The following is an 18,981-nucleotide window of genomic DNA, read 5'->3' as shown; positions in this document are numbered from 1 at the left end:
TGTGCCTCAAATGTGATTCAAACTCAACGATTATAACCCAGCTGCTAAGCCAATACGAATACTCAGCAGGCATGAATTGCTAAGGTTTTTACATAGTTTAATTTCCCATAGCGATAATATGATCCGTGATACTCTCTTATTCTCATTACTTTTAACTACAGGTTGTAGAATATCTGAAATAACAGAATTGAAGGTTTCTGATATAAATTTTGAGGATGAGATGATCACAATTCTCAAAAAAAAAAAAAAATAAAATTCAACTGGTTATAGTCCTTCGCAAGGGGTTTGGCGCTCTACTACGTAAGTACCAGTCTGTAAACGAGTTAAGAGACAACGAATGCCTTTTCCCTGGAAAGGCCAAAAACATCCCTATTACTAGACAGGTCGCAAGTAATCTCTTTAAAAAATATCTCCACTTGGCCAATTTACCTGATTTGAGAATTCATAGTCTCCGGCACTCCTTCGCTACTCACATGAGAGACGAAGGTATGGATTTATTAACCTTAATGGAACTTCTAGGTCATCAGAAACTTCAAACCACTCTAAATTATACGCAGTCATATTACAGGAGGAATGCACACATACGAATAAAAGAGCATGAAGAATTTTATCGAAAGTTTCGATCTCGAAAATAAAGTGCTCTTTAGCTGCTGTAATACTTGATTTAATCTCAGATCTATTGAAATGACTAATATTCAGTAGCTTACTGCGTAAAAAATTCATGTGTACTATTGCTCATAATCAAGTCTATCCATTCCTTATGTTCCCTCCAACCGTTTAAGACACGAATTCCTTGGCACGCAAGTTTTTTCACCCACTCTGTTTCTGAACGAAGTGAATCTGTTTTGGTGGGCTGGATATCAACGATCTGAAACTCTGGTTCTAGATTGTCCATCTGAATGTTGGAAATCATCTTTTTATATGCCCTATATTTATGCGAGTCTTTTAAGTGATTAATTTTCCTGTATTCTAAATTACGAGTTTGTCCTACATAAAAAGGTATATTAGTCCGTGGATCAATAATAAGATAAGTAAAATATGGCCCTGACTCCTCATCTTCCATGGGAGAAGAGTAATTTTGAACAGTATATTTTGCAGTATCAAAATGAAAGATCGGACTTTTTGATTCTGGTAACATTTTCCCCCACCACATTTCAGCCAATTCAATCTTAGAAAATGACTTGTATACAGCCCCTTTATATCCTTCTACGTATTGTTTGGCTCCTTCTTCCCAAATATCAAAAATTCCTATTTTCTTCCCTTTAATAACAACATAAAATTTACTTCTCATAAGAACCTCTCTCAAAAACCTTAATATTTTTTAGACTTGTACTTTCTGAAATATAATTTTTATAAGCATAATCCCCCAATTTGTTAGTACTCCTGTTCTAACTTCTTTTGACGTACATGCCAAGTCTCCCACTCTTTTTTCTCATGATCGTAGGCCACTTGATTAACAATTCTGGGATAAATCTCACTTATTTCATCTACAGGATTTAATCCAAATATATGACGATGCGAGTTCTCAGCAATAAATCGATTAAGGGTCTCAGCTAACTCTCTGGTAACATTATTCATTCTTACCTTATTTCCGACCTGAGTATATAGCAATAATCTAGGTGATAACGGAAAGATGATTTCTGCCCCCTTATTTCCCCAGCCACCCTTAAAATCATAAGTTCCATCTTCATAATAATTTAGCCGAACTAATGGATTGTCACTTGTAACCCAAAGCAATTCTCCAGGAGAACGAAGTATACTCCATGTATGCTCATTCAGAACCTTATAAGTAGTAGTAAGTAAGTGACGGATAGAAAATAACCAAACTCCACGCCCCAACAATACTTCTGTTTTCAACAGTCCCAACTCAGATGCAGTGCCAATTTGCTTAGTTACTTTCATTGGAATTAATTTGCTATCATTATATTCCTTGTCTGCGGGAATAAGCTCCTCATTAGGGACAGCTTTCATTTTACTGAGAGCTTTCTGCATTGCCTCTTCAATGATGGTTGGCATCTCTAACTTCCATCGCTCCAATTTTCTATATACCTTTCAGGATTACGAATATCTTGAAGTGCAACAAATCTGAGCAGATGCTCCCATTCTTGTTTACTCAAAGACTTACCAGAACGAGCTTTAAACAAAGCAATTTGCGCGGGTGTCTCTATTTCCTGATCCATCCATACTTCAATTTCATCTGAATCAGCCCCTAGAATACTACGTGTAAATAGATGGTGGTGATTAGCTATACTCTTAATGGAAGATTGAAACCACTCCGGGACTGAACTATGCGAAACTAGAGTTCGATAAGTCCATACTCTATTATGATTATTCGCCCAGGCCTTTAAATAGGATTGTGATACATAGTGATGATTCTTTCTAAGATTCTTCAATGGACGAACCCCCATATAACCACTAATTTCATACTATTAATTACCTCGCTATTACAGCCTTTCCGCACTACTCACGTCCTTCTAACCAATAACGGACCTTTTTTGTTGAACTCATACCACTAGGAGTATCTGATAAAATTTCGATCTCTACATCTTCAATACTGAGCATAGCACTACATACTGAAGGCATCCTATTCGACAAATTCATTTCTTTATGTATTTCGCCTGAGATAAAATCGATATAAGGCAAACCTTGTTCCGTTGCATTTACAATAGTCTCAAATATGTATAGCCTTATTTCATCAGTCAGACCTCTGCTATTTATAGCTGAAGCTTTATTATTTACAGTTGAAGGTTTTTTGCGACTGTTGTTAATAGCTGTTTGATTCTCCGCAAACTTACTGATCATATCAAGCTCATGTTGAGGGAATCTGTTTGGTTCACTCATCATGTATCCGACTTGCCAAAAATACATATCAACTAGTTTCATAGGGGTATATTCATTACCTTCACTTGTTAGTAACTCTCTACACTTATTAAATTCGACTTCATTATCCAGATAAAAATCTACTATAGTAACAAGTGACTCTTGGGTAAAGGATGTTTTGCTTAATCCATGCATCTTCATTGCACTCACAAAAAAACGATCGTAAGCGGGAACAATTCCAAATAGCCCTAACAGTATTTTTGAAGCAAGTGTGTCACTAACTGAGATACTCTCTTTATCACTGATGGATAAAACATTATATGAATATGCTTCTCTCACATCTTTTATAAGTATGTCGATTCCGTCATAATATTGATATGAAAGAACATTATCATACTCAGGAGAGTAAAGCTGTGTATACCTTTCTTCCCTAAATACCCTTTTAAGAAGATATTCATGTACTCTGTAATCCTTCTGGAGTAAAAACGTCCCTCCTCTAAGCATCCCCCAACTAGCCAAATAAAAAGCCAAATGTAAACAAGCGTGATCGAATACTCTTACTTCGTTGAACATCTCATGATTCCCTTTAAAAAATCGATAGCAGTGTTGCCAAGATAAGAATCTATGATGTTTATCCATTAGAGACTGCTTATGATACTCTGACACTATATTAAATATCATCTAAGTTCCACCTCACTTTTATTTATTACATTCTACATTCATAGATGTGGTGTTAGCCCCCCCCTTGTAATATTACGCAATACAACAAACTAAGGTTATGGAGTGAGAAGGCTAATAGTTTGATATCTTCTTGCTGTATAAGCAGATGTAGAGTACTGTGAACCACACCATCTACCGGTATGCTGTGTTCGAGAACCGTTACTGTAGTCCTGATAAATAAAATAAAGGTGCTCAAGGGAAGATTGAGCACCTTTATTTTAATCATGAATAACTAAAAAACTATACTACTTTATCACTTGTTGATAGTATATCTATATACTGATCTTCAGAAATAACAACAATTAAACACTTAATGCCTTCTTCTTTTTGCTTACTAATATACCTTAATGCAGAATTGAATCTTGCCCCTCTAGATGGTTCTCCTATTGAACGAGCAGCTCCATCAAGTATTATACCAAGACCAAAGCATTGACCGTATTGATCGACCATTATTGCACCATCAATATTAGAAACTAATTCAATGACTTCATTTTCTAAAAATGCAGCCTTTACTAAAGTACCGGAATAACTTAATCTTTCTGTTTCCTCGATTGCCTTTTCGGAAATTACTATCATCGTTCCATGTCTTTGAGCTGCTGCTCGCCCTACTAAATCATCTAGTCTTGCTTTATCCACATCAGATATATCATTTCCAATCATGATATCTAACTTTGAGTATAACTCATCTCTATAACTAATTTCTGTTGGTAAATACGGCCTAAGATTTAAAAAACCTAAAAACCTCTGTCCATTTTTATCCAGTTGCCAATGTAAGTATTCATTAAACCTCACCTTGAAATAATTACTTTCTTTATTAACAGAACCGATAGCATACGCTTCATAATTATCATTAATTAATAAAGATATAGAATCATTAGTCATCTGCAATAATTTTCTAATATGCTTGTGCTCTTTAATTTCAATATTATGTTCAAGTTCTACCAAAATTCTAACTTTATGCTCATCGTCACTAACTATATTTTTCTTTGAATTAATATAAATAATACTTCCATTATTTATTTGGTTTTCGTATTTAAGAGCAGATAATATATCAAAATGAGTATAATTATCCATTAAAAATTTCTCTGAATTAACTACAGCACGTTTAAATATTTCGTCATAATTATGATTATTGTAACCCAACTCCCAACCAATCTTTAGATGCTTAATAAATGGATGTACATCCCTTGTCCAGTTTAAGTATTTTAGAAACATTATTCTATCGAACTTTATTAATACTAATTCAAATGAATAATCACTACGCGGATCAAACATATATCTACCATATTCAGTAGCATTAGAGCACCAATATACAAACTCGTCATTTTTTCTATGTAAATTTTTCTCTATTGTAAAAGAAAAATGCATTGTTTTACTTTCTAGAGACTCAATCCTTTGAAATTCATTATTTATAAAAATTTCTACCGCATCTATTATTTTTGTTTTTTCTGAGTCTTCCGGCAATACACAAACATGATGGGATTCATTTTTTTTGAAATATATATCAACTTTGTATACTTCCTTAACGCAACATTCCAAGATTTTTCTTGGTAATATTTTTGAAAATTCATCAAGTATTTTTTGTTTATTTCTTTGATATTTTTGTTCATTTATTTTATCAAGTTCTTCTTTATAGTCAAAAATTCTATCATGTAGTTTTCTTTTGTCTAGTATTCTTTTTTCCAAATCCAAACTACACCTCTTCCTAATGTCTTCCTCTTCAATTAATCCTCTACTTCTGATTTTAATAGATACTATTTCTAGAAAGAAGTACTATCTGTCATTGGAAATTAAATATATTTTATAATGGTTTTCAGCCTTATGCTTCGTTCTAATTACATAAAAATTAAATTATATAACCCTATGCTTAATTACTTTCTACTTTAGGAACCACTAATTCAGTTAATGGAGAAAAGTTGCTCTCCTCCATCTTCTTAAATGGAATGCCTTTCCTATCTGCAAGCATTGAAGTAAATTCGTCTATATCAAATAAGATCTTTTTAACACTCTTTAATTCTTTAATAGGCTCAATTTGGTTTAGAGGGCTTTCAATACTTTCAATTAATTCTTGAAGCTTCTTCTCCTCTTGTGCCCAATATTTAGCATAACTTACTCTACCAGATATATCATAGACATTAGCACCTACTAAAAAATCATCATTTATGCCACTATACCGAATTCTTTCATTCTCAGAAAGAATCATAAACAGAATTTTATTTTCGTAATTTCTGTTTTTCATTGTCTCTAAAACTTCATACATACATGCCCTTGATTTTAAATAGGAATCACTAATAATCATTACAACAAAATCATGTTCATCTATGCTGTTCATGAAATCTCTAAAACTTTCCTTATACATAACGTCACGTTCATCTCTTGAAACATGTACACCATGTGGTGTTAATACCTCTTGTAGCTTTTTATCAACTATATCAGCTATCACTCCGTCTTTGCTGCAATAGGAAAGAAACACCCTTTTATTTTTTATATTATGAGTAATAGAATCTTCATCTTCAGCATCAATTAAACAAACCTCAAGATAACTTAGAATGTAATTAATGAAAGGAGCAACTGTTTTTCTAGTAAAAGCTTGGTATTTATCCTTATACGATTTTTCACTTGTATAAAACATAACCAAACCTCTCAACTTGTTCGGATTAAGTCTGAAGAAGCTGAGCAATTGATAAACGAAAGCCACTACCATTTCATCGCCGCTAGGCAGCAAAAGTGGCCCCCATGCATTTTTTTCACTTATTGCAGTCGGAATATCAAACTGATGTACATTGCACTTTTCTATATACTCAGATAAAACTGCATCTTTCTCAATGAAATTCAGCATATCCTCAAGAAAGTTAAATTCTTCTTCGCTATCCATTGACAGAAACTGAGCCGCTATTCTTCTAAATTGCGCTGATGTTTTCCTTAAATTTTTCTTATTCATATATGACAACCTCCACATTTAGGACAGTAAGCTCCAACTAAATGATCAATCTCTCTAATTTTTAAATCGATATTGCAACATTCTAAATTAACTTTAAGATAACAATTTGAAGCCTCATATAACTCGAGATTAGAATTAACTTTTGGAATTTTCATATCCACTTTTATAAACTTATTTTTATTTAATGACTTAATCGAAGCACCTAATGTTTTTTGTATTTGATCAATAGCCCATTGTGTTATTATTTCATGGCTCTTCTCAATAACTTCTGTAGTATAAAATGTATTCAAATGATTAGGAATACCACAAACAGGACAAAACATGTGTAGAAAATCCCCATTTTTGAATTCATCTCCAAGAACCATAAAACGATTTTTACAATAGTCGCACTCTAGTTCCATAAAGCCTTGAGTGTCTAAGGGAATTAAGATATCAAATGATATGAAACTCATAATCCCACCACCATTATTTTTTAGTCTAAACTTAATCTAATCTTAATCTTAATTAAGCATAATTATCAGCTATTTAATATATAAACAAAAGTAATTGAAATCGGAATAATATCAAAAAAAGCCAAAATATCCCTTTAAATTATTGATATCCTATTTTACATTTGACGACCAGACAATCTTACTACTTAACTCTGCATTTCATCGATCTCATTATCTTAACATTGCTATCACATTCTGCAGCCTACTATCGACAACTTGACTTTTTAATGTCAGAAGTATTAAATTTACTATTCTTAAATAAAAATAGTTTGGTATCATTCAAAGGCTCTTTATAATGCCCTCAGTTCATTATTTATGCCGACTGATGATTCTCCGACTATCATAGTAGTGATCTTTAAATAATCGTTTAAAAAAGCGATGACAAATAATAGCCTGTCACCACTTTTCACAAAAACTATTCATTTATGGTCTAACCCTTACTTTTGAAGCAATTGGTTCTTTTCTCTTACTAAAAGCATATTCAATATATTTTTCAGGTTCTTTTATGAAGTCCTCCCATTTAACTAAAACGCAGTACCTGTCATCTTCAATCCATAAGCATCTATTATTAGGAATATAGTAATTATAAGAAAATTCTTTAATTGTTGTACTATCATTTATGTCTATACCATTATGCGTTTGCCCACACGTGTTGCAGTAATATAATCCCCTATAAATATTGCTATATGCTTCGGGCAGTACAACACCTAATATGCCGTTTCGGGTATTATCTTTTCCATTATACAATGATGCTTGTAATTCTCTTTTTATATATCGCTGTTCATATTCCCCGAGGTTCTCTGCGCTAAAACGTCCAATCAAATGAATGGTGACTGTTGATGTCGACAGGTAATCTTCCCGAATCTTTCGCATAATATAATCTTCATTATCAGAATCAATTGCAATATTTAATGATTTATCGATCATATCAACATTTAAAGAATTTTGGATATATTTTTTATATTCAATATTTTCGGTTTTAAATGAAATAAAACACTTCCTCCCCATATATTATCCTCCCTTATTGGTTCAATTCTTCCTTCATTCTTTTATGGAAAGCTTCCGCATAACTAGGCTTGCTAAAAGAAGCCATATTGGTTGCTTCATTAATTATTATATGTTTGTTTTGTTTTAATAAAGCAATGTACTTATTAAGATCTAAACCATCTAAAAGAACTGGCCATTTTCTCAAATAATCGGGAATATTTCTCAGTGCAGTTGATGTTACATAACTAGAAATAGGATATTCTTTTTCTGTTGCTAATCCAATTTCAAATGGAACCCACCAAGATAGCTGTGTTACCTGAGACAAGAGTGCAATTAAGTGCGTACACTCATCTAATTTACTCCTTAAATGTTTGGTCAATTCGTCACCAGTACCCGTAAGGTGTGGATCTAAAACGTCTAGGTAGGACTCAATATTATTTCGAGTTAGTTGGTGAGCTATTTCTGTGGCTTGATAAGAATCTTCTTTTTTATGCGATATAAACACTCTCGTCATTTTATTATCTCCTCGAAATATTTGAATAATATTATTTTTATTGTAATCCTAGTTTCCTTATAGAGGATATTTTATATTTACTAATTTAATGTAAATGGCCATTTTTTTAAAAGTAACTCTAATTTACTTAATTGTTCTTCTGTTGAATCTCTTTCCCATTTACTCGTAACTGCTGACTCAGAACGAACTTTAATCTCGGTGTACTTATCTAGAATTCCATTACCAAAATACGCCTCTTCTAAAGTAGCTAACACCCAATATTTATCCATCCTTATTTCGAAATTGCTTTTTAGAATGATTTCACATATTGTAATTACTTTAAATCGAGTCCTTTTAGCTAAAACATAGTCCGCAATTGAGTCATATTGATCACTAATACTCCCTCTTACATTTAACAGAAATGCAAAGTTAATACCGTTATAGTAATCATTTTTGATATAAAAACCTTTCTCATAAAATAGTATTGCTCTATCTAGCCATGGTCTCTCATTTGTTGATTCCCAAAGTCTTTTACAAACGGCACCTAAGAGTCCTAGTGTCTCTGGATCAGTTGTAGTTTCTGGATTTAAAGAAATTAATATACTATACGCTTCTAACAAAGAAGAATCTATATCAGGAGTTTTACTTTTATAAGTAGCTAGAGCGATCTTTTGTTTTATGTAGCTACTATGAGGATCTATGTCTAATGCAGCCCTAAATAAACTTTTAGCAGCAGAAAATTCACTTTTATTCATACAATCTTGAGCTAAACTAAGAATAGAACTTAAAGATTCCTTGGGATTTTCGATTGCTTCTTTTTCTAATGCCCTATTCAATACAGGAGGACTTAAATCGTGTAGGTAAGTATAAACAGGACTATCAATATTAGGGTTGGCTAAAATTGCAGCAATTGTTTCCTCGAGATCTTTGCGAAAACGATGGACTTCATCATAATCAATCCCCTTTCCTAAATGCTCATATTGACGAATAACTGTATGGTTTAAGTCGAATGGATATTTAAGCTCTTTTTCTGCAATTGCGATTGTTGTATGTGGTTTTAATGCATGCCTAATACCCAACTCATAGAAAGCATTCGGGTTGTACGTGGATAGATCCGCAATGACTATGTCGGCCGTATACAGGTGTTGATACATAGGAATATCTATCATCCCTGAGTGCTTTATTTCATCAGCACGTATACATTCAAGACCAGCTTCGATCACAGCAGGTCTTACAATATTCTGATAAGTTTTATCTAAATCAAGTTCTCTTCCTGTTGAATAATCTACCTTCACACCATACCCCATCACAACAAAGCATAATCCTTTAGACATCTTAAACCTCCAAAAAAAGACATCAGACATAGCTAAATAAATACTAATTAGCTGTACCTGATGTCTAAAAATTAAAAGTAGTTTCTGTATCAATCAACGAGAATGACATAACAAAATACCGGTTCTTTAGAACTAATTTTATATAGCAGTATACCACATAAATAAAAAAACAACGAGATATATCTCACTGCTCTCTTTATTTATGACCACAATCTTCTGTTTTTCGATTGATTAAACTGTTGTTTTCATCTTAATTTTCCCTTCAAATTGAATATATCGCCAATATAATACATTTAATGTAGAATATTAGTGTAAATAAGGACAAGAGTCCTAGGGTTCAGAGGTGAATTATTTGAAATTGTCTGAAGATCAGTATTTGAAGGAGCGCCTGGAGGATCAAATTAAGTGGTATGATACCAAAAGTACTCACTACCAAAAAACTTACAAATGGATGAAAAGAGTAGAACTTGTATCTGCTGCACTTATTCCTATTTTATCTACACAAAGCTCGGATTGGGTTTCATTCGCATTAATTGTAAGTATTCTGGGGGCTATCGTTGTAATAATTGAGGGGGTTGTTAGTTTAGGAAAATATCATGAAAATTGGATTGACTACAGAAGTATATGTGAAACCTTAAAGCAAGAAAAGTACATGTATCTCACGTTAACTGGGGTTTACAAAACAAGTCCAAATGAAGCATTTGATCTATTAGTAGAAAGAATAGAAAGTGTAATTTCAAAAGAAAATGTAAACTGGGCAAATCTTCACTCACCAAAAAAGGGAGAGAAATCAGAATGAAAATAGTCTTTATTTCTTATGATTACACTAATGATAAACATTACAAGAATCTTTTGGTTGCTTGGTCTAAAAATGAGGCAGCTCATTTCAAGAATTTCACATTTGAAGATGGCTCAACAGATATATCTATTAATTCTACTGATGTCGCCGCAATTAAACGTGCAATTTCAAGAAGAATGGCTCAATGCGACATTTTTTTATTAATTATTGGATCCAAAACAAATAAAAGCACTTGGTGTGATTGGGAAATTGAAAAAGCAAAAGAGTTAGGATTAGTGTTAGTTGCTGTTAAAGTTGATAACACTAATACTTCTCCTAATGGAATATTAGGAGCTGGCGCTACTTGGGCTAAATCATTCACTTTTCAATCCATTAGTGCTGCTTTAGGTTAATCAGTTGATTCGACAGGAGAATATGTCCTCTCAAATATTTCTGGCTTACACGGGTATTTCTCTCCGTTTATTCCCGTTATAATCCAATCTCCAGGTGAAGCAGTCAAAATTCCTTCTAAAGTATCTATCCTTAACTCTTTATCCGTTTGGTATGCTTCAACAATTATGGGATTCTTAATAAACTTTTTCATTTGAGCTCACCGTCTTTAAGTTATTTCACACTCGTTTTAGAAATGAAATCAGCACAGCTATAAGGCTAAAAGTGCTTTTAATTTTAATTTCGGACAAAATAGGAAACTCTTATTTTCTATTCTTATACATTATAACAGTTAAAATGAAGTATTGTGATCTTGCCTTTGTTCCATTTATGTATAAATTCTTAGCAATATGACATCGTTTCGTGTCCATAACCTCTTCACTATATGGGCAACGAGCCGCAAATTATGCTCAATCAACAAATTGCGGGCCTTGGCATCTCCCTCAGCCATCATCCCTAAGTATCGGCTTTCCTCCTGCTCCGAGAGCGGTTGTGGAAATGCATTATTCCTTACGTATGATACCAGCAGCGTCAGTTCTTTGATCAGCAACGCAATCGTGCTTAAGAATCCAGGCAACTTGGCGACACCTCCCGCACTTGTACAATGAAACCGATCTGTTTGCCTTACGGGTTCATGGTCATCCTTATTGTATGTGGGCGTGCGCCTAGAAGTGCCTGTACGGGGGAAATTGTACAACCACAGAAATTTATTTTTTATACGAGAAATCAGTCATACTCTACTCATTCACTTGTCTTTTAACACGATGTTGTTAGCGGTAATTCTCACTCTCTTCTGATAATAAATTCCGCTTCACTAGACGTAAGAACCTTAATGATGTCCTTATCAAAAGCAACCTTCAATATAGACTCTGGTGATTGTTCTAAAATACCGCCGCAAGAATCTCCTGACGGATCACCGTATACAGCCGAAGCCAGCCAGTGGATTCCAGGTTCAAGGAAAGTCGTCAGTGTAGGCAAAACAGTCCGGGGATGAAGCAGGTTTGTGTTGGCATTAGGCCAAATTAGCTCAGCCTTTTCATAGCCGATCAAACCCTTGACTCCGCTTGTTCCCCATGCTGTAGACACTGCCGCGCTTGTAAGGCCAATCTGCTGCTCCACCCCCGCTTCCTGACCAAGCGCAAAGCCGCCCTCTGCGGCGTCCAACGGTCGTCCGGTCTCGATCCGATGTATCCGAATATGCCAAGGCAGCCCAGCAACGATCCAGGTCCGAACCTCAACATTAGTCCATGGCTTCCAGACGGAGTGCAGCACATTGTCCACAATTCTTGTCTCCATATTCCGCCGTCTGACCCGATACAAGTTGTCCCCGCTCTCACTCAGAGCGAGCATGGAATCAAATGCACCCTGAGACAATCCCCATTCGGAACGAGGCACACTGAATCCGAAGCCTGTTGAGTATACAAATTTCTCATACTTGGCAGACGTGTGGGTGTGTTCATTCGTATATAGATGACCGCTGTTGAAGGCAGCCACATGGCCGGAAGCAGGTTCGCGGACAATGACAAGATGCGCAGGCTTCTGGACTATAACTGCAGGAATATCCGGCAGCGGCAGTTCTTCTTCCTTCCAGAATGGATGCTCCGCGCTGAGAGCCAATGGCAGGAATGTCTTTAACGCCCAGTAGGGGGAACCGGGAGCATTATAATTCTCCGCCATGACCAAGTTGGGGTAGGTATAACCAATCATCAGAACGCCTCTGGCATCAAAGATCGGCTGGCTGAACCACCAGCGCAAATTGCGCAGTACTAATCCTTTGACCACACCTACAGGGAATACTTCAACGCCTGCATAGACGAGGGCACCCCAGAAAGCAGACTGGGCAAAACGGTAGCTTAAGCTCCTTCCATAAGGAAGGGCAGATCCGTCCGGAGCGAACCAGCCCAAGAATTCGGTGGCAAAAAGCCGGGCCCGTTCTTTGAACACCTGTGAACGTTCCGGGTCCTCCTGTTCCATCAGCTTCGCGTACAGTAGCGCATAGTAATGGATGGCAAAAGGAACATAATAATCGCTATGCCCGTTAATTCCATCGCTGTACCAGCCATCACCCAGATAAAAATCATCCATTCGCTTCAGATTATTCTCCAGCTGCTCCGCGTCGTAGGGACAGCCGACTCTGCGGAATCCGACATTAACCAGCACGTTGAAGAAAAGCCAGTTGCAGTCATAGCAAGGATGGGAATTAATCTGATTCAGCCAACTGTACAATTGCTCCTGTTCCTTCTGGGTAAGTGGTGACCAGATCTGTTCAGGAATGGCGGCTAAGGCGAAACCGAAGACCGCCATCTCTACCAGACGCTGGTCATAATCTTGAACTTCACCCCAGTATTCTTCATGGGCAGGATCCGTGCCGTGGCGTATGCCATCCAGCACAGTATCCCAAAGCCCGCTTTCTCCCCCTCCTATGAGCAGGGGCACTAAGCCCCATAATACCCGGGAGAAACCTTCCATTTCTGCAGTTGCAGCCGGATAGCTGGCTCCTGTTCCGCCGATTGCCAGCCGTGCACCACCTCTGCTGTAGAGCGGCCGAAGCGGATCTGTAAGCTGTTCAAGAGCAGAGATCAGATCCTCCCGGGTCTTTAGCGGATTTTTAGCAATAGTCGTAAATGTCTTCTCAGTCTGCATTATGTGCCCCCTATTCCCAGTAGAACGGTCCGGCTTCTTTTAGCCGGGCTAGCGCTTCGACATAGAAGAAATCACCGTAGATAAGCGGAACATCTATATTCCGATTCTCAGGATAGTTACTCGTACCATGAAGAAGCAATCCTTCTTCTTCTGCATTGTCCCAAGTTCCATAATTCCTATAAAGGGATTCTGTAATTCTTATAGCCCCGTTCTGATATACATGCGCCTCCGAGTCATCTACTTGGCTAGCTAACAACAGCAAGCCACTCGCTGCACAGGCACCAGCAGAGCTATCCCGAATCTCTCCAACTTCACCGGGAGCACGGAAATCCCAATGTGGAACATGATCTTCGGGCAGACGGGTCAAGAAGAAATGCGCGACCTGCTTGGCTGCATTGAGATAACTCTGCTTGCCTGTATGATGATAGGTCAATGACAGTCCGTAGAGCGCCCAGGCTGCCCCGCGCGACCAAGCTGACTCGGGTGCAAAACCTTGCCCGCCAAGCTTTTCAACCACTTCGCCCGATTCCGGGTTGAATTTGACGATGTGATAAACCGAACCATCCGGCCGGATGAAGTGCTCCAGCACCGTATCCATATGCGCCTCAGCGATATGTCGATAACGTGGATCCCCTGTTACTTCGGAAGCCCAGAAAAGCAGGCTGGTATTCATGCAGCAATCGATAATGGCTACCCCGCTGTTATCCTCGCCTTCACTCCATGGATTCCAGGCCCGGATGTAGCGTCCTTTCAGATTGAAGCGGGCCGCCAGATAGTTGGCTGCCTTCAACGCCCGGACTCGTGATGCTTCTCTGCCCGTGAGCTTATAGTTCGCAACACTGGTCAACAGCCACATAAAGCCTAGGTCATGGTCCAGCTTCACATAACCATCCAGCACCTCGTCAAGCCGTTCTTCACACCACTCAGCAACCGCTTTCAAATCCTCATCACCACTCTCAGCATAGAGCTGCCAGAGCATTCCCGGCCAAAAGCCGGCCGTCCACCAGTTTGGTGCTTCAAGCACGTATTTGCCGCCTTGACTGGCATGGGGGAATTCTGCACCGATTCTCCGGCTGTTCGTTCTAGTCTTCTCCAAGGCTTTGCCCCAAGCCTCGTCTACCCAAGCTTGCTTTACTAATCTACTCATCTAAATCCCGCCTTTATTCGAATTAGCCTCTACCCTCTGATAGAGGACTTTTTATAAGCTCAGACCCATCTTTTATAGAAATTGAAAAGTGAATACCAGTTTGCCCACCGCGCCAAGCTGAAGCACATGGAAGTCCAGACTATACCAGAGCTTCTCCATGCCAAAATGATCCCGGTACACATGCACAGTAATCTCCGGCTCAACTTTCAGTGAATCGTATGTCACTTCAACGCCGCGAGCCGTAGTCCCCGGCAACAGCAAGGTACCCGGATGAAGAAGCTTAGGCTCACGCCAGGTGACAAACCGCTCCGTCCAGCTCGCCGGAATTCCCGCATACCGGTAGGTATCTGTCAGCTCCAGCCGAGGACGTTCCTCTTTATGCCAGACGAACGAACGGATTAAGGACTGTAGTCCTGTTACCTGATAAGCCTGTGTCAGATCCAGTGTCAGCTCATCATTCTCCTCCGCCGCCGATGCATGCAGCACTGTGGAGCTGAACTCCCGACCGGCCAGCTGATACCGGCCATCAATGATCGGCAGCGAATGACCCTGCGATCCATTGCAGTCATAGTGGTAACGGCCAGCCCCAAAATAATCAGCAGTATACTCTCCGCTCCCAAGATCGGATGCGTAGATTTCTCCCCGGCCGCTCAGAATGAAATGTCCCAGATCATTATGGTTATGCGGTTCAGCATTGTGCCCGCCCTTGGCTGCGAATCCGAATGAACCCGCCTCCGACATATGACGCGAGACAAGCCAAGCGGCATCAGGGAGAAAATAGCTGGCGGCTCGCCAAGCTTCGTCCTCCTTGCCAGCCCTGGTCCAGATCAGATTGCGGAAAGCCGGTGCAAAGCGGCTGCAATGATCTTCAGTGTAAGGAGCGCGCAAAGCAGATGGGGGTCGTTCGACATCCGTACAGACTTCCGCCAGATAATGGGACAATCCCATATGTACAAGCACCTGAGGCACTGAATCAGAGAAATTGGCTACATGACTTCCGTCAATGAAACATTTTTGTTGGAAGCGCGCGATTTGCGCTACCTTCTCTTGCTTGAACCAGTCCAGTCTGCCTGCGCTTCTGGAACAGAGCAGATCGCTATAATAAGTGAAATAACCAAACCCATAATTCCAGTACCCAAGGCCTTCCAGACAGGCACCGTCCTCACCGAACCCTTCCAGGTAATGCAACATGGCGCGCTCTGTCCTCAGCAGAATATCCGCAAGCATGGCCGGGTCCTCCACAGACAGCAAGGCAGCAGCCCCGATTGATCCCGCACAGACCGCTGCCCAATTATGCCGCGCTGTCTCCCAATCATAAGGGCCATTTACAAGAAATGGACGAAACAGTCTCCGCTCTACTTCATGGTGGATTCGGGATCTCAGAAGCTGCGAAAGTCGTTCCCCGAGCAAAAGTAAAACTTCACTTAAAGTAAATCCGGTCTCGGAAGAAAACAGATCAATATACCGGTTGATATCAGCTGCATTATGATCCGCTGGGAGATGGGCCGGAAGACACCAGGTGTACTCATCGCATATAGCCCAGAGGATGTCCTCCAGCTTCTCCAGTACTTCCGGATGATCCGGCTCCAGCAAAGCCAGAAAAACATAAGTATTCAGCCTTCTTCTCCGTTCAAAATAGACCCGTTCATATTCCAGCCTCGAACCCGTACGCGAATAAATGGAAAATAACGTATACGACAATTCAGGTATAGACTGCCCGTCCAGCCTTACCGCCTCCGCGCGGATCTCGCTGATATCTGCCTGTAGTACTCCCGATGATAACGCCCGTTTCCAAAAAGCAGCCGCATCCCCCTTTGGATAATACAAGCTCAGATCGACTGGTTTCATTTTATGCACTATTTCCAAAAGCATCTGTTTATTCATGCCTTTTTTCCTCCTTATAGATCAGTCAGATCCGCGAAGCATCTCATTCTTCACTAATATGGCTGAATACTTTTTATTCCAAGGCATGATCTCTCATAACATCCTCACCGGCTGCAATTTTTAGTGAAGTCCATTTCATCTCTTCCCCTGACCAGAAAGGATCAGAAGGGAGCAGCCCCAGCGGGAGGAATACGGAGGCGCATAAATAAAGACTGCCTGTATTGATATAGCTCTCCGCAAGCTCCGGCTGATAACCGTATACCCCCGGACGTAGCCATCCGGACTCATCCAGCGTACCCGGATATTTCATAATTCGCGTAATCACAGCTGTCAAAGCGCAGCGTACCTGTGCAGGAGGCAATGCTTCCTCCAAAAAATGCTGCAGCGCCGCCTGCGACAGCAGTTGAAACGCCCCAAAACGGTAAACGATCGAACGCCCGATAAAGGGATAGGTTCCATCCGGTGCAATGATCCGTTCGAGAACAGTAGCGTATCGCTGTGCCCGTTCCAGAATCAGCGGTTTCAATGCCGAATATTGCTCCGACTCCTGTTCAAAAAGCGCTACCACATCCACCAGCATCGGCTGAATAACAAAGCTGTTGTAATAATCCCAGTGAAAGTCCTTGCCATCCCCGTAAACCCCGTCGCCCTTATACCAATCCATAAACATATGGACCGCATAACCAACGCGCATCCGGTCATATTCAGGATCGCCGAGAATATACAAAGCGGCTTCCACCATTGCGCTGAACAGCAGCCAGTTGCTGCCGCTTGGCGCTGTCCGGCGTGTCTGCTTCAGCGCTGTTATTACATTGCCTTTGACCCGCGCACTCAGCTTGCCGGCAAGCTGCTTTGGCGCACGCACCAGCGCGTGTGCCAGGAATGCCGCATCAACCAGCGGTTGGCCTTCAGTCTTGAATTCCATATAGTCAGGTGAATTCGGATCAACAGCGGCATCAATGGCTTCCAGCATTAGCCCGGCATAACGGGCTCTAAGCTGTTCTTCCTCACCCTCAAGTCCCTCTAGCTCAAGCCAAGGGGCCATTCCGCATGCCAATCTCGCAAAAGCCTCCAAATGGGCAAACTGGCTCCGGTCACTATGAAACTTTGTAGGCAGCTGTTCCTTTAATTTCCGCTCAGCCAAAGCATTCAGCACAGGCCCCCCGATCAGCAGCATTGTATCCAGCCAGTATTTACGCTGTTCCTTCCCATTCATGCACAATTCCACCCTTTCAATTGCGTCTAATCAGCTACAGCTACTTCTCTTGCCCACCGCCTGAATCTTGTTATATTGCGTAATCTTCTACTATAGTTTAGTGTTGTATTATTGCAATGTCTTTGCGAATAATGATGTTTTATTGCGTATATTGTGATCAATCTGAAAGGGGCAATTCCAATGAAGCATGCCCAGTATTATGAACCGTTCGATGGAGATATTCTGGCAGGTATCGGAAATTCGCAGATCTCACCTACCAGGGATTTTCACATCCATGATCACTATGAAATTTTCCTATTCTTGGGCGGCAAGGTGAACGGTTTTGTAGATCAGTTCAGCTATCCCCTGCAGCGGGGCAATGTCCTGTTGTTCAACAATCACGAGATTCATAAAATCATCAATTTATCTCCGGAGCCCTATGAACGATTGACAATCCATTTCAAAGCTCCTGTTGTTTATCCCTTCTGTACCGCATCTACAAATCTGCTCGCTTGTTTCCAGAACCGCCAGCCCGGAGAGCATAATCTCGCGCAAATGGATGAACCGCTGATTGCAGAGTATACAGCCCTTGCTTCCCGCCTGATTGAGACATTAGAGAATCATCAGTACGGGAGCGAAGTTCTGGCTCTGACCTACCTGGTTCAGATCCTCGTCCTCATCAATGAGCTGTACAGCCGTACCCGATCCACCGTGCCCAGCATTATTTCCTCACATATTCAATCAGCCATGAGCTATATCGACAACCACCTGCATCTAAATCTGTCACTGGAGCAAATCGCTGGAGATCTGAACGTCGATAAATATTATCTCAGCCATCTGTTCAAACAGCAGACAGGCGGAACCATCTACCGTTACGTCTTGCTCAAAAAAATTGCGTTATCCAAGCAGCTCTTGTCCGCCGGGAACTCCGTATCCGATACCTGCTATCTGTCCGGCTTTAACGATTATGCCAATTTCATCCGTACCTTCAAGAACATCACGGGCATTCCACCCGGAAAATATGGTAAAAGAGCTGAGCTATAAAACTCAAATTCAAGGATTTTTCAAAAAAAGATGTAATCGCAACTGCGGTGAATA

Annotated in this window: 20 protein-coding genes and 1 pseudogene; 5 read left to right on the top strand and 16 right to left on the bottom strand. The window is 39.8% G+C overall.

All coding sequences use genetic code 11. The annotated features are described in order from the left end of the window. Positions 1–52: 52 nt before the first annotated feature. Together MKZ09_RS34380 and MKZ09_RS07525 are read left to right on the top strand one after the other, a co-directional pair. Positions 53–253, top strand: a complete 201-nt coding sequence (locus MKZ09_RS34380; RefSeq protein WP_081394437.1) for a tyrosine-type recombinase/integrase — start codon at positions 53–55, stop codon at positions 251–253. 1 nt (position 254) lies between these two features. Then, positions 255–635, top strand: a complete 381-nt coding sequence (locus MKZ09_RS07525; protein ID WP_081394438.1) for a tyrosine-type recombinase/integrase — start codon at positions 255–257, stop codon at positions 633–635. A gap of 68 nt (positions 636–703) precedes the next feature. On the opposite strand, the gene MKZ09_RS07520 is transcribed toward MKZ09_RS07525, so the two are convergent. The 10 genes from MKZ09_RS07520 to MKZ09_RS07475 all read right to left on the bottom strand — a co-directional run bounded on the left by MKZ09_RS07520 (position 704) and on the right by MKZ09_RS07475 (position 9,786). After that, positions 704–1,291, bottom strand: coding sequence for a ribonuclease H1 domain-containing protein (locus MKZ09_RS07520; RefSeq protein ID WP_076208462.1), 588 nt, complete (start codon positions 1,289–1,291; stop codon positions 704–706). A gap of 83 nt (positions 1,292–1,374) precedes the next feature. After that, positions 1,375–2,016 carry a DUF4238 domain-containing protein gene (locus MKZ09_RS07515; RefSeq protein ID WP_076208463.1) on the bottom strand — a complete coding sequence of 214 codons (642 nt, stop codon included), beginning with the start codon at positions 2,014–2,016 and terminating at the stop codon, positions 1,375–1,377. A 2-nt stretch (positions 2,017–2,018) separates the two neighbouring features. Next, positions 2,019–2,393, bottom strand: a complete 375-nt coding sequence (locus tag MKZ09_RS07510; RefSeq protein ID WP_076208464.1) for a DUF4238 domain-containing protein — start codon at positions 2,391–2,393, stop codon at positions 2,019–2,021. 67 nt (positions 2,394–2,460) lie between these two features. Continuing rightward, on the bottom strand, positions 2,461–3,393 hold the full coding sequence (locus MKZ09_RS07505; RefSeq protein WP_143767399.1) for a hypothetical protein: 933 nt from the start codon (positions 3,391–3,393) through the stop codon (positions 2,461–2,463). A 387-nt stretch (positions 3,394–3,780) separates the two neighbouring features. After that, positions 3,781–5,232 (bottom strand): DNA integrity scanning protein DisA nucleotide-binding domain protein, encoded by a 1,452-nt coding sequence (locus MKZ09_RS07500; protein ID WP_341040765.1) that lies wholly within the window; start codon positions 5,230–5,232, stop codon positions 3,781–3,783. A 175-nt stretch (positions 5,233–5,407) separates the two neighbouring features. Beyond that, complete coding sequence (locus tag MKZ09_RS07495; RefSeq protein WP_076206138.1) at positions 5,408–6,481, bottom strand: toll/interleukin-1 receptor domain-containing protein; 1,074 nt, start codon at positions 6,479–6,481, stop codon at positions 5,408–5,410. Beyond that, on the bottom strand, positions 6,478–6,933 hold the full coding sequence (locus tag MKZ09_RS07490; protein ID WP_076206140.1) for a hypothetical protein: 456 nt from the start codon (positions 6,931–6,933) through the stop codon (positions 6,478–6,480). The genes MKZ09_RS07495 and MKZ09_RS07490 overlap by 4 nt, the downstream gene beginning before the upstream one ends. 462 nt (positions 6,934–7,395) lie before the next feature. Then, positions 7,396–7,980 carry a TIR domain-containing protein gene (locus MKZ09_RS07485; protein ID WP_076206142.1) on the bottom strand — a complete coding sequence of 195 codons (585 nt, stop codon included), beginning with the start codon at positions 7,978–7,980 and terminating at the stop codon, positions 7,396–7,398. Positions 7,981–7,993: 13 nt separating this feature from the next. Next, positions 7,994–8,473: a toll/interleukin-1 receptor domain-containing protein gene (locus tag MKZ09_RS07480; protein WP_076206144.1), complete on the bottom strand. Its 480-nt coding sequence runs from the start codon at positions 8,471–8,473 to the stop codon at positions 7,994–7,996. Positions 8,474–8,553: 80 nt separating this feature from the next. Then, a complete protein-coding gene (locus MKZ09_RS07475) occupies positions 8,554–9,786 on the bottom strand; it encodes a TRAFs-binding domain-containing protein (protein WP_076206146.1) in 1,233 nt (410 codons plus the stop codon). A gap of 358 nt (positions 9,787–10,144) precedes the next feature. Here MKZ09_RS07475 and MKZ09_RS07470 point away from each other — a divergent pair, with 358 nt between their 5' ends. Further along, a complete protein-coding gene (locus tag MKZ09_RS07470; protein ID WP_076206280.1) occupies positions 10,145–10,585 on the top strand; it encodes a DUF4231 domain-containing protein in 441 nt (146 codons plus the stop codon). Continuing rightward, positions 10,582–10,977: a TIR domain-containing protein gene (locus tag MKZ09_RS07465; RefSeq protein WP_076206149.1), complete on the top strand. Its 396-nt coding sequence runs from the start codon at positions 10,582–10,584 to the stop codon at positions 10,975–10,977. The genes MKZ09_RS07470 and MKZ09_RS07465 overlap by 4 nt, the downstream gene beginning before the upstream one ends. Here MKZ09_RS07465 and MKZ09_RS07460 read toward each other — a convergent pair. The 6 genes and pseudogenes from MKZ09_RS07460 to MKZ09_RS07435 all read right to left on the bottom strand — a co-directional run bounded on the left by MKZ09_RS07460 (position 10,974) and on the right by MKZ09_RS07435 (position 17,904). Next, the gene (locus tag MKZ09_RS07460) at positions 10,974–11,168 is read right to left on the bottom strand and encodes a hypothetical protein (protein WP_076206151.1); all 195 of its coding nucleotides are present in this window, start codon (positions 11,166–11,168) and stop codon (positions 10,974–10,976) included. The two genes, MKZ09_RS07465 and MKZ09_RS07460, sit on opposite strands and share 4 nt — an antisense overlap. 219 nt (positions 11,169–11,387) lie before the next feature. Beyond that, positions 11,388–11,591 (bottom strand): annotated as a pseudogene (locus MKZ09_RS07455) (RNA polymerase subunit sigma-70); the annotation flags it as partial. 206 nt (positions 11,592–11,797) lie between these two features. Then, positions 11,798–13,657: a DUF2264 domain-containing protein gene (locus MKZ09_RS07450; RefSeq protein WP_076206154.1), complete on the bottom strand. Its 1,860-nt coding sequence runs from the start codon at positions 13,655–13,657 to the stop codon at positions 11,798–11,800. A 10-nt stretch (positions 13,658–13,667) separates the two neighbouring features. Then, complete coding sequence (locus MKZ09_RS07445) at positions 13,668–14,804, bottom strand: glycoside hydrolase family 88 protein (protein ID WP_076206156.1); 1,137 nt, start codon at positions 14,802–14,804, stop codon at positions 13,668–13,670. Between the two features lie 72 nt (positions 14,805–14,876). Then, complete coding sequence (locus MKZ09_RS07440) at positions 14,877–16,688, bottom strand: heparinase II/III family protein (RefSeq protein ID WP_076206159.1); 1,812 nt, start codon at positions 16,686–16,688, stop codon at positions 14,877–14,879. Between the two features lie 73 nt (positions 16,689–16,761). Further along, positions 16,762–17,904, bottom strand: a complete 1,143-nt coding sequence (locus MKZ09_RS07435) for a DUF2264 domain-containing protein (RefSeq protein ID WP_076206162.1) — start codon at positions 17,902–17,904, stop codon at positions 16,762–16,764. 180 nt (positions 17,905–18,084) lie between these two features. Between MKZ09_RS07435 and MKZ09_RS07430 the strand changes: the two genes are divergently transcribed. Further along, positions 18,085–18,927 carry a helix-turn-helix domain-containing protein gene (locus MKZ09_RS07430; RefSeq protein WP_076206164.1) on the top strand — a complete coding sequence of 281 codons (843 nt, stop codon included), beginning with the start codon at positions 18,085–18,087 and terminating at the stop codon, positions 18,925–18,927. Positions 18,928–18,981: the final 54 nt, after the last annotated feature.

It is taken from the genome of Paenibacillus sp. FSL R5-0908 (assembly GCF_038006245.1).
Lineage (GTDB): Bacteria > Bacillota > Bacilli > Paenibacillales > Paenibacillaceae > Paenibacillus_AQ > Paenibacillus_AQ odorifer.
The sequence above is the reverse complement of the archived record's forward strand: the minus strand, read 5'-3'. Positions and strand labels throughout refer to the sequence as shown.